The 12,203-nt window shown below is 65.4% G+C and carries 8 protein-coding genes; all 8 read left to right on the top strand.

The window, feature by feature from the left end; genetic code table 11:
* Nucleotides 1-217: 217 nt before the first annotated feature.
* The 8 genes from PDM29_RS07790 (at nt 218) to PDM29_RS07825 (ending at nt 12,029) form a co-directional block, all read left to right on the top strand.
* The gene (locus PDM29_RS07790; protein WP_185750173.1) at nt 218-556 is read left to right on the top strand and encodes a P-II family nitrogen regulator; all 339 of its coding nucleotides are present in this window, start codon (nt 218-220) and stop codon (nt 554-556) included.
* 21 nt (nt 557-577) lie between these two features.
* Entirely contained in the window at nt 578-2,017 is a 1,440-nt protein-coding gene (gene amt, locus PDM29_RS07795) for an ammonium transporter (RefSeq protein ID WP_311193278.1), read from the top strand.
* 243 nt (nt 2,018-2,260) lie between these two features.
* On the top strand, nt 2,261-3,001 hold the full coding sequence (locus PDM29_RS07800; RefSeq protein WP_311193279.1) for an N-acetylmuramoyl-L-alanine amidase: 741 nt from the start codon (nt 2,261-2,263) through the stop codon (nt 2,999-3,001).
* Between the two features lie 146 nt (nt 3,002-3,147).
* A complete protein-coding gene (locus PDM29_RS07805; RefSeq protein ID WP_311193280.1) occupies nt 3,148-5,874 on the top strand; it encodes a TonB-dependent receptor in 2,727 nt (908 codons plus the stop codon).
* Between the two features lie 11 nt (nt 5,875-5,885).
* A complete protein-coding gene (locus PDM29_RS07810) occupies nt 5,886-6,776 on the top strand; it encodes an endonuclease/exonuclease/phosphatase family protein (protein WP_311193281.1) in 891 nt (296 codons plus the stop codon).
* On the top strand, nt 6,776-10,090 hold the full coding sequence (locus PDM29_RS07815) for a GH92 family glycosyl hydrolase (RefSeq protein WP_425508729.1): 3,315 nt from the start codon (nt 6,776-6,778) through the stop codon (nt 10,088-10,090). Before PDM29_RS07810 ends, PDM29_RS07815 begins: the two co-directional genes overlap by 1 nt.
* A 160-nt stretch (nt 10,091-10,250) precedes the next feature.
* Complete coding sequence (gene mltA, locus PDM29_RS07820; protein WP_311193282.1) at nt 10,251-11,408, top strand: murein transglycosylase A; 1,158 nt, start codon at nt 10,251-10,253, stop codon at nt 11,406-11,408.
* 102 nt (nt 11,409-11,510) lie between these two features.
* Complete coding sequence (locus PDM29_RS07825) at nt 11,511-12,029, top strand: hypothetical protein (protein ID WP_311193283.1); 519 nt, start codon at nt 11,511-11,513, stop codon at nt 12,027-12,029.
* Nucleotides 12,030-12,203: the final 174 nt, after the last annotated feature.

Here is a 12,203-nt window from a genome sequence, read left to right on the forward strand (position 1 = left end):
ACCGTTTCACGTAACACCAGGGGCAAGAGAGACCGGACGCTGCATGGGCCTTCCTCCCTCCCGCGTCACCGCTGGCGTCGCCCGTAACGGGCGTCGGCACGGCGTGGTCCACGCATCGTTCGGCGCGACAGCCGGCGGCCATGTGCAAGTGGCCGCCGGTTGACCTGACGCCGGCCTGCTACGGCAGGCCGGTTCCATCCACCATCGGGACATGCGCATGAAACTGATCTCCGCCATCATCCGGCCGTTCAAGCTCGACGAGGTCCGCGAGGCCCTCTCCGACGCGGGCGTGTCGGGCATCACCGTGACCGAAGTGAAAGGCTTCGGCCGGCAGAAGGGCCATACCGAGTTGTACCGCGGCGCGGAGTACGTCGTGGATTTCCTGCCGAAGATCAAGATTGAAACCGTGGTCACCGACGACCGCCTGGATGCGGTGGTTGAAGCGATCCAGAACGCGGCCGGCACCGGCAAGATCGGTGACGGCAAGATCTTCGTTACGCCTGTGGAACAGGTGGTGCGCATCCGCACCGGCGAAATCGGCGCAGACGCGCTCTAACTCTCACTCGGAGTCCCCAGCATGAAGACCTCTTTGTTGACCGGGTGGCAGGCCCGGTTCCACGCCGTGTGCCTGATGATGCTGCTCAGCGCATTGGCCGTGGGCGCATTCTCCAGCACCGCACATGCCCAGGCCCAGGTGGCACCAGTCGCGGAAGAAAACGTCGCGGTTGAGCCGCTGCCTGATCCCGCCGCTGCAACGGCCGCTGCAGCACCCGCAGAAGAAGCCGCCGCCGCGCCCGCCTTCGACCATGGCGACGTGGCCTGGATGCTCACCAGCACCCTGCTGGTGCTGCTGATGGTGGTGCCCGGTCTGGCCTTGTTCTACGGCGGCCTGGTGCGTTCCAAGAACGTGCTCTCGGTACTCAGCCAGATCCTGGTGGTGTTCTCCCTGGTGCTGATGCTGTGGGTGGCCTACGGCTACAGCGCGGTGTTCAGCGAAGGCAACGCCTTCTTCGGCTCATTCACCCAGTTCGCCTTCCTCAAGGGCTTCGCGCCCGACTCGGTTGGCAACACGCCGATTGCCGGCCTGCCGGATTATCTGTTCGTCGCCTTCCAGTCCACCTTCGCCGGCATCACCACCGCGCTGATCGTCGGTGCCTTTGCCGAACGCATCAAGTTCAAGGCGGTGCTGTTGTTCTCGGCCCTGTGGTTCACCCTGAGCTACATCCCGATGGCCCACATCGTGTGGGGCGGCGGCTACCTGGGTGAAATGGGTGCGATCGACTTCGCCGGCGGCACCGTGGTGCACATCAATGCCGGCGTCGCCGGTCTGGTGGCCGCCTACTTCGTGGGCAAGCGCATCGGCTACGGCCAGACCGCGCTGAAGCCGCACAACGTGCCGTTCACCTACATCGGCGCAATGCTGCTGTGGGTGGGCTGGTTCGGCTTCAACGCCGGTTCGGCAGCTGCCGCCGACACCGTTGCCTCGCTGGCCTTCATCAACACGATCCTCGCCACCGCCGCTGCGGTGTTGGGCTGGACCCTGGTCGAAGCGGTGAGCAAGGGCAAGCCGTCCGCACTGGGTGCCGCTTCGGGTGCCGTGGCCGGCCTGGTCGGCATCACCCCGGCCTGCGGTACCGTCGGTCCGCTTGGTGCGATCGTCATCGGCCTGGTCGCCGGCGTGGTCTGCGTATGGGGCGTGACCGGTCTGAAGCGCCTGCTGCGCGTGGATGACACCGCCGACGTGTTCGGCGTGCACGGCATTGGCGGCATCGTCGGTGCCATCCTCACCGGTGTGTTCAGCGCACAGTCGCTGGGCGGCACCAAGGCGGACCTGGATATTGGTCACCAGGTGTGGGTGCAGGTGGTCAGCGTCGGCTTCACCATCGTCTGGTGCGCCGTCGTCACCGCCGCCATCCTGCTGGTGGTCAAGCTGGTGGTCGGCCTGCGCGTCACCGAAGAAGCCGAACGCACCGGCCTCGACGTGACCTCGCACGGCGAATCTGCGTACGAGGTGTGATGCACGACGTGGTGCCGGGCATGGCCCGGCACTACAGAAAAATCGCAATCCGTAGTGCCGGGCCATGCCCGGCAACCGCAGCAAACCCGAACGAAACACGGTAGTGCCGGCCGCTGGCCGGCAACCTCAGCAATATCAGATACAAGAAACGAGAGAGAGAAGCTGTCTTGACCGGCGATTCCCAAGATCGCCGGTCTTTTTCTTTCATTCGCACCGCACGCCCCAATCGGCCACAATCGGGCCATGCGCCGATTCCGCCTCCTGTTCGCATTGCTCGTCACGCTGCTGCTCACCAGCTGCGCCACCACTGACATCCGCAGTCCGCTCGCCACCTGGGTGCCATCCCCGAACCACAACGAGCGCAAGCCGGTCATCATCGTCCTGCACCACACTGACCAGGACAACGTGCAGCAGAGCCTGCACACGCTGCGCACCGCCAACAGCGGCGGCAAGGTCAGCTCGCACTATCTGGTCGGTTCCGACGGACACATCTACCAGCTGGTGGCCGACAACCGCCGTGCCTGGCATGCCGGTGGCGGGCGCTGGGACTCGCTGAGCGACCTCAACTCCACCTCGATCGGCATCGAGATCGACAACGACGGCAAGACGCCTTTTGAACCGGCGCAGATTGCCGCGCTGATCCGGCTGCTGGACGATGTGTGCACCCGATTGGGAATCCCGCGCAGCCAGATCATCGCGCATGCGGATCTGGCTCCGACGCGCAAGAGCGATCCCAGCCGCTATTTCCCGTGGAAGCAATTGGCCGAGGCGGGATTCGGGTTGTGGCCGCGCGTAAGCGATGGGCCTGCGCCGGCCGGATTTGATGCGATGCTGGCGCTGCAGGCGTTCGGCTATTCGCTCGCGAACCGGGAGGCGGCGGTGGGCGCTTTCCATCGGCGCTTCCGTGGGCGCGACGATCTGCCGCAGGTGCTGGATGCGGAGGACGCACGCATTCTGCATTCGTTGTTGTTGCAGATGCGTTGATCGCCACGCCCTGCGTGGCTTCGCCGTGCCCGATTCGTGCGGCACCTCACAGTTCCGCCCCAACCCACCACAAAACTGGAATCCCACTGTCACATCCAACCCATACGCTAGCGGTTTAGATCGATCTAACCAAGGAGATTCTGCGTATGTCGTCGTACCGCCCGTCGTCGTTCCCGTCCGCGCACACCGCGCATTTCAAGTCGCGCAGCGCAGCACCGGCAACGAGGACCGGCTTGGCGATTGCGCTGTTGCTGGCGATGTCGCAGCTGCACGCTGCGCCGCTGGATGATGTCGCCGATACCGCTGCAGCCCGCCCAGGTGCTGCAGCCGACGCCACCACCCTCGACGCCCTGCAGGTCACCGCCAACGCCGGCGTTACCGCTACCGCGGTCGACGCCAAGCGACGCTCGTCCGTGCTGGTGGACTCCATTGACCAGGAAAGCATCCAGGTCACCAGCCAGGAAAACTCCATCGCCCAGCGCCTGGTGGTGGCTCCCGGCGTCAGCCTGATGCGTGACGAAGACCAGCCGCGCTACGTGACCGTGCGCGGTATTGCCGCCAATCTCAACAGCACTACGCTGGATGGCATCACCATGGCGTCGGTCGGTGACGAAGGCGGTGGCGAGCGCAAGATCAACCTGCAGCTGATTCCGAACGACATCGCCGCGCGCATCGACATCTTCAAGACCTTCAGTGCCGAGCAGAACCCGGACAGCATTGGTGCCGGCATCAACCTGGTCAGCGGCAGCGCCTTCGACAAGCCGCGCAATTCGCTGCACCTGGATGCCAGCGTCAATTACCATGCGCTGAGCAATGACGACGGCCGCAACAGCATGTCGCAGGCCACCGACCGCTGGGGCAGTGGCCTCAGCGGCTCGTACAGCACCACCTTCGGAAGCAGCGACCAGTTCGGCATCACGCTGTCCGCACGCAATCAGGACTTCCAGACCTCACAGAACAAGCTCTTCCAGAGCTCGCAGCAGTTCTTCGACAACCAGGGCAACTACATCTCCGGCCCGCTGGAGAACCTGGGTTGGAACGGCATGTCCGCGCCGAACAACTTCGCCTACTACGCCGACAACCGCTGGATCCGCACCTACGGTGGCTCGGCGAAGCTGGAGTGGATGCCCAGCGACAGCCCGTTCCGCGCCTCGGTGCTGATGTACAACTACGGCATGGAAGAGCGCCGCACCGAGAACGGCTACGAGTTCATCACCCAGCGCAACGTCACCGACCAGACCCCGGTGTCCGGAACCAAGGGGATTGATTCGCTCAACGTCATCTTTGAAAACAAGGTCTGGGCCCGCAACAACCGTGGCGTGCTGGGCGGCATTGAATGGGAGCAGGACAACCAGTGGCTGGCGCTGCGCGGCGGCTACACCCGTGACCGTATCAACGCCCACGGCCGCAGCACCCGCCTCACCGCCAAGCCGGTCGGCCAGAGCCTCACCTATGCCTCGCCCGGCGTGGCCGAGATCTACAACATCACTGGGCTCAGCGACCCGGGCATCATCGACAGCGCTCGCTACGACCTCAACAGCGCCAACGAGTCTCAGACCTACGGTACCGCCGAGGTGCGTGACGTGCGTCTGGATCATCGCTGGAACGTCGGTCCGGATGCGCGCGGCTTCGGCATCGCCAGCGGATTGGAATACAAGCGCCTGGAAGTGGACAGCGACATCACCCGTCGCAACAACGTGGCCGGCGGCGACTTCAGCGACTATCTATACCAGCCGGGCTTCCGCTACCCGAAGTCGCAGTACGCATTGCCGTTCTTCGACTACCACGCCTTCATGGCCAACGGCGGCTGGGACGCGCTGCCGGTGGACCAGACCGGTTCCACCTATTCCAGCCTGGCTTCTGACTTCCGTTACCTGGAAACGGTCAAGAACGCCTACGTCTCGTTCCATTACAGCACCGACTTCCTCGAAGCGGTGGCCGGTGTACGCTACGACGACACCACGTTTACCGCGCACACACCGGCGATTACCGCCGGCGTCGTGACCGGTACGGGCCGAAAGGGCGGTGGCTATGACAACCTGCTGCCGTCGCTGAACCTGACCGCGCATCTGACCGACGAGATGAACCTGCGCTTCAGCGCCAGCAAGTCCATCGGTCGCCCGATTCCGTCCAACATCGCCCAGGCCGAAGTGGTCAACTGCGACGGAGACAGCGGCGACTGCACCATCTCGCGCGGCAACCCGGATCTGAAGCCGCAGCGCTCCACCAACTTCGACCTGTCGCTGGAGAAGTACTTCAACGACGGCCGCGGCTACGCTTCGCTCGCCGTGTTCCACAAGGACATCACCGACAACATCGCCGGCATCACCACCGAGTTCACCGACGACCAGGGTCGTGTGACCAGCATCAACACGCCGCAGAACCTCGAGGATTCCAGCGTGCGCGGTGTCGAGCTGTCGCTGATCAACCGGGACATGATCCTGGGCGACCACCGCTTCGACGTACTGTTCAACGCCGCGCAGATGGACGGTGAAATGGTCTACCGCTATACGGGTGGCGAACGCACCATCCACCAGCTGGCCTCGCAGCCCAAGACCATTGCCAACCTGGGTATCACCTGGCATATGCCGTGGTTGAACACCAGCCTGACCGTCAGCGAGAACTACACCGGAAAGCATATCTTCACCATCGGGGCCAACAGCTGGGGCGACCGAGGCTTCCGCTCGCGCTACGTCACTGATGTGTCGCTCAAGACCCGCATCAATGACAGGTGGTCCGTGGGCCTCACCGCCGCCAATCTGTTTGGCGAGGACCAGTACCAGACCGTCGGCGACAACTTCGAGTACATGCGCAACCTCAACAACTACGGTCCCACATACGCGCTGCACGTCAGCTACGACCTGAACCCGTAAGGACGCCCACCATGACCGCACACCGCCTGCGTGCCCTGTTTGCCCCACTGTTGTTCGTACTTGTAGTCGGCGTGCTGTCGGCGTGTGCATCGTCCCCCCGCCCGGTTGCGGCGGGGGAGTCGGTCTCGCTGCGGGTGATGACCTTCAACGTGCGCTACGCCTCGCCCAACGATGGGGTGAATGTCTGGGAGAACCGCCGCGCCCTGACCTTGAAGACCATCGTCGACCAGCAGCCCGACCTGGTCGGCATGCAGGAACTGCTACTCGGCCAGGCCACCTGGCTGGACCAGCAGCTGCCGCACCACGCCTGGTTCGGCAAAGGGCGTAATGGCAATGAAGTGGACGGCAACGGCAACGAACACATGGGCCTGTTCTACGACACCCGCCGCTTGACCCTGCTGCGCCAGGGCGACTTCTGGTACTCGGAAACGCCCGACGTGCCCGGCAGCGCCAACTTCGACGGCCCCATGCCGCGCATGGCCACCTGGGGCGAGTTCGAGGACAGGCGAAATGGCAGGCGCTTCTTCCTGTTCAACACCCACCTGCCGCACACCGACGCTGCCGAGGTCCTGCGCGAGCGCTGTGCGCGGCTGCTGCTGGCCCGCATCCGGCAGCTGGCGGGTGATGCACCGGTGGTGGTGACCGGTGACTTCAACGCGCACCCCGACGGCCCGACCCACACGCTGCTGACCGCTCAGCTCTCCGACGCCTGGGAACAGGCACCGCAGCGTAGCGGCCCGGAGAAGACCGCGCATGCGTTCACCGGGAATCCGGACGCGCGCATCGACTGGGTGCTGTACCGCCAGTTCGGCATCCGCTCGGTGCATTCGGTGGATGCCCACGAGGGCCCGCTGTATCCGTCCGACCACTACCCGGTGGTCGCTGAACTGACGTGGCTGTGATGCGCAGTTGCACGGTGCTGCCCCTGGTGGGGCTGATGGCGGTGTCGTCGGTGCACGCCGCACCGGCCGGATTCACCACCTCCTTCGAGCCCGCCCAACCGGCGGTGCAGGACACCGGCGGCGCGCTGCAGCTGCGCACCGGCACTGGCCCGAAGCAGCCGTACGCGGCCAAGGCCGAGGTGGGCTACACCGGCCTGCATGCCTTGGAGTACCAGGGCAGTGGCCGCCAGCGCCTGTTCGATGTGGATGTTCGGATCGAGGCCGACACCACCTTGTTCTGGTCAGTACTGCCGGAGATCGTCGATGGCGACTCTGTGACATCGACCTACGTCTCGGTGGATGCTGTTCTGGACGATGGCACGCGCCTGTCCCGCCTGCCGGTGCGCGACCAGCATGGCATCGCGCTCGGTGCCACAGCGCAGGGCGAGTCCAAAACGCTTTTCCCGCAGCAGTGGGCATACAAGCAGGTGCGCCTGGGCGATGTGCCCGCGCTGCGCGGTAGCCGCGTCGTGGCACTGGAACTGGAGGTGCAGCCGGGGCAGGGCGGCAAAGCGCAGGGCTGGCTGGACGACGTAGGCGTGCAGTCGATCGCCCCCGCCGTGCGCCGCCGTCCCAGCGACTGGGTGGTGACCACGCGTGGCACCCAGTCCAACAGCCGCTTCTCGCGCGGGAACAATATTCCCGCCGTGGCTGTGCCGCACGGATTCAATTTCTGGACCCCGGCCACCAACGCCGGTTCGCTGTCCTGGCTGTACGCCTGGAACGAACACAACGACCAGGCCAACCGGCCGCGTCTGCAGGCGTTCTCGCTCAGCCACCAGCCCAGCCCGTGGATGGGCGACCGTCAGACCTTCCAGGTGATGCCCTCCAGCAAGCGCGGTGTGCCCGAGGCCGACCGGGTGGCGCGTAGCCTGGCCTTTGATAGAGCAGATGAAGTGGCGCGCGCGCATGAGTACCGCGTGCGCTTCGACAACGGCATCACCGCCGCACTCGCCCCGACTGACCATGCTGCCGTGTTCGAGTTCGGGTTCCCGACCGACGGTGACGCCAACCTGCTGTTCGACAACGTCGATGCACGTGGCGGCCTGACCCTGGACGAAAAGACCGGCACGCTGAGTGGTTACACCGATGTGCGCAGCGGCCTGTCCACCGGCGCAACGCGCATGTTCGTATACGCCCGTTTCGATCAGCCCTGGCAGCGCAGCGGCCTGATCGACACCGGCCGCCCAACCGGCTACATCAAGTTCGCGCCGGGCACGCGCGCGGTGACGATGCGAATGGCCACGTCGCTGATCTCGCTGGAACAGGCACGCCACAACCTGCAGCTGGAAGTCGCCGCAGACGACAGCCAGACCACGGTGGCCGCGCGCGCCGCTGACCAGTGGGACGCACTGCTCGGCCGCGTCCAGGTGGACGGGGCCAGCGAAGACCAGCGCATCACGCTGTACTCCAACCTCTACCGGCTGTACCTGTACCCCAACTCCGGCTCGGAGAATGCCGGCAGCGCGGCAGCCCCCGACTGGCGCTACGCCAGCCAGAACAGCGGATCCTCCGACAATGCGCAGGGCAATGCCGCGCGCAGCTTTGCCCCGGTGCGCGACGGCAAGGTGCTGGTCAACAACGGCTTCTGGGACACCTTCCGCACCGTGTGGCCGGCGTATGGCCTGCTGACCCCGGACCACGCCGGCAGCCTGATCGACGGTTTCCTGGAGCAGTACCGCGCCGGCGGATGGGTGGCACGCTGGTCCTCGCCCGGCTATGCCGACCTGATGGTGGGCACCAGCTCGGACGTCGCCTTCGCCGACGCCTGGGCCAAGGGCATCACCGGATTCGATATCCCGCTGGCGTATCACGCGGCACTGAAGAACGCCACGGTGATGCCGCCGGACCGCCACGTCGGGCGCAAGGGCATGGCCCACTCCACGTTTGACGGTTACATGAGCACCGACATCGACGGCGGCATGTCGTGGACGATGGAAAGCGCGCTCAACGATTTCGGCATCGCGCAGATGGCCCAGGGGTTGGCCGCATCCACGCAGGACCCGAAACTGCAGCGCCGCTATGCCGACGAAGCGGCCTACTTCGGCTATCGCGCCGCCAGCTACGCCACCGTGTTTGATTCCAGCGTTGGTTTCTTCCAGGGGCGTAACCGGGCAGGGCAGTGGCGCGTACCCGCCGCCGACTACAACCCGAAGGTGTGGGGCAACGACTACACCGAATCCAACGGCTGGACCTTCGCCTTCACCGCGCCGCACGACGGCAACGGCCTGCTCGCGCTGTATGGAGGCCGTCAGGTGCTGGCCGACAAGCTGGATGCATTCTTCAGCACGCCGGAAACCGCTGACGTAAAGCTCTCCGGACCGCGTGGCTACCTCATCCACGAGATGACCGAGGCCCGTGATGTGCGCATGGGCATGTACGCGCACAGCAACCAGCCCGCACACCACATTCCGTGGATGTACCTGTACGCCGGGCAGCCGTGGAAGACCCAGCGCATCGTGCGCGACGTGCTGGACCGGCTGTACCTGGGCAGCGAGATCGGCCAGGGCTACCCCGGCGACGAGGACAACGGCGAGATGTCGGCCTGGTATGTGCTGGCAGCCATGGGCCTGTACCCGCTGCGGATGGGCTCGCCGGATTATGTGATCGGTGCGCCATTGTTCGAGCGGCTCACGCTGGAACTTCCGCAGGGCAGTCAGCTGCGGATCCATGCGCGCAATGCAGGTCGCGACAGCCCCTACGTGCAGTCGCTGCGGGTGAACGGCAAACCCTGGTCGAAGACCTGGATTCCGCACCAGCTGCTGGTGCAGGGAGCGACGCTGGAGTTCGTGATGGGGCCCAAGCCTTCCGCCTGGGGCAGTCGTGTTGAAGACGCACCGCCGTCGTTGACCCCGGCGGGGCAGCGGCCGAAGACGCTGGTGGATGTGATCGACGCGAGCGCCAAGGTTAGTGCGACGTCGCTGGCAGCGCCGGAGGCGCTGACCGACAACGACGCGCGTACCGCTCTGGCGCTGCGGGGGGAGCCGATTGAGGTGACGGTTGCGCTGTCATCCGCGGCAGAAGCGCGGTTCTACACCCTGACCAGTGCTGAGCGGCCCATCGCGGTGGCCGATTGGGCATTGCAGGGCAGCGCCGATGGCATGCAGTGGCAGACGCTGGATACCCGCGAAGGCGAGGCGTTCGAGTGGGGACACCAGACCCGGCCGTTCCAAATCGCGCAACCGGGGCGCTACGCGCATTACCGGCTGCGGATCACCATGCCGGGTCGCGTGGAATTCGCCGAACTCGAGTTGTTGCAGCCAGCGCCGAAATAACGCGCACGAATGAACCCCCGTAGAGCCACGCCCTGCGTGGCTTCGACCAACCCAAACGTCCCGTAGTGACACGCCATGCGTGTCATCGCGGACCCCAATCCGCCCAGCCACGCAGGGCGTGGCTCTACAATCGGGGTTCAAGACGCCACGCAGAGATCCCATGAAGGTCCCGCGCCTCACCGCCGCACTCTTCGGCCTGGCCCTCCTGGCCGGCTGCACCACCACCACTCCGCGCACCGACGCACCGACCCCAACCAAACCAGCCACCAGCCCCTACGCCAAGGCCACCTGGTCCGCATTACCCGCGGTCACCGACGCCGACCTGCAAGCCGGCTTCACCGCCTGGCGCAGCGCCTGCACCCGCCTGAAGTCTGATCCCACCTGGGGCCCGGTCTGCACTGCCGCCCCAGCCGCGAACGCCAGCGCCACCGACATCCGCACCTTCCTGCAGTCCAATCTCGACGTCTACGCCCTGCGCGCCGGCGGCCACAAAGCCGATGGCCTGATCACCGGCTATTACGAACCCGTCTACGCCGGCAGCCTCACCCGCACCGCAACCGCCACCGTACCGGTCTACGGCGTACCGACCGACATGGTCATCGTGCAGCTGGACAGCCTGTACCCCGAACTGAAGGGCAAGCGCCTGCGCGGCCGCGTCGAAGGCCGCGTGCTCAAGCCCTATGACGACGCCGCCACCATCAGCGCCAAGGGAGCCAAGGCTCCCGTGCTGGCTTGGCTGACCCACCCGATGGACCTTCAGTTCCTGCAGATACAGGGCTCTGGCCGCATCCGCCTGAATGACGGCCGCCAGCTGCGCATCGCCTACGCCGACCAGAACGGCCATCCCTACCGCCCGATCGGCCGCTGGCTGGTGGAGCAGGGGGAGCTGAAGAAGGAAGACGTCACCATGGACGCCATCCGTCAGTGGGCGGAAACGCATCCCGCGCGCGTGCCCGAGCTGCTGGCCAGCAACCCCAGCTACGTGTTCTTCACCGAAGGCCCCGCCGGCGACGAAGGCCCACGCGGCTCGCTCAACGTACCGCTCACCGCCGGCTACAGCGTCGCCGTGGACCGTACCGTAGTGCCGCTGGGCAGCCTGCTGTGGCTGTCCACCACCCGCCCGGACGGCAGCCCCGTGGTGCGCCCCGTAGCCGCACAGGACACCGGCGGTGCCATCGCTGGCGAGGTACGTGCCGATCTGTACTGGGGCACCGGCGACGCCGCCGGCAAGCTGGCCGGCGACATGAAGCAGAAGGGCAACCTGTGGATGCTGTGGCCGAAGGGCACGCCACTGCCAACACCGACTGCCACTCCATGATCGGTAATCGGTAACCGATGACCGATGATTCGTAGAGCCGGGCTTGCCCGGCTGCTTCCTGCGCAGACCCACCACACCGGACAACCCGGCCCAAGGAAGACCATGCCCATCATCTTCATCACGCTGTTCGTGGTCTTCGCCCTGGAGCAGTTCCTTCTCTACCGCTGGTCCACCTCCTACTTCACCCAGGGCATCCGCATCTTCACCGCCCGCATCCCCGCCAACGCCCCGTCCCGTGCGTTGCTGTTACCCAACAGCCTCGAACGTGACGTCGCCCCTTTGACTTCCACCACGCTGGCCTTCTACCCGCTCACCCAGCACCGCATCGCCTTCCGCGAAAGCTTTGCCGGCAGCTTCACCAACCCTCACCAGCGCTACTACCCGGTGATGCGCGGCCTGATCGAAGTAGATGCGCGGCGCGATGAGATCCGTGTGCACGGCCTTTGCAACTGGACCGTGCTGGTGCTTCCACTGGTGTTCCTGATGCTGGCGATCGTCGGTGCCGACAGGATCACCGCCATCGTCGCCGCGCTGGGCTTCCTGGTGGTGTTCGCCATCGGTTACTCGATCCAGCGCAAGGCGTACTTCAAAGTGGTGGAAGCGGTGAAGGCCCAGTTATGAAAGCGCCTGACGGAAGTCCTCGCACGCCACATATTCAACGCGGTTGATCGGAACGGCCGGATACGACGTTCGTCCGGCCCATCCAAGCGTCGGATTCTGGATAAGTCCATGCGTTAAAGGGCCGATCCTTGTTATCAGCAGTCGTCTTGCGACCGACTCTACCCCCGGGCGTGC

The sequence above is a fragment of the Stenotrophomonas oahuensis genome, from assembly GCF_031834595.1.
Taxonomy (GTDB): domain Bacteria; phylum Pseudomonadota; class Gammaproteobacteria; order Xanthomonadales; family Xanthomonadaceae; genus Stenotrophomonas; species Stenotrophomonas oahuensis.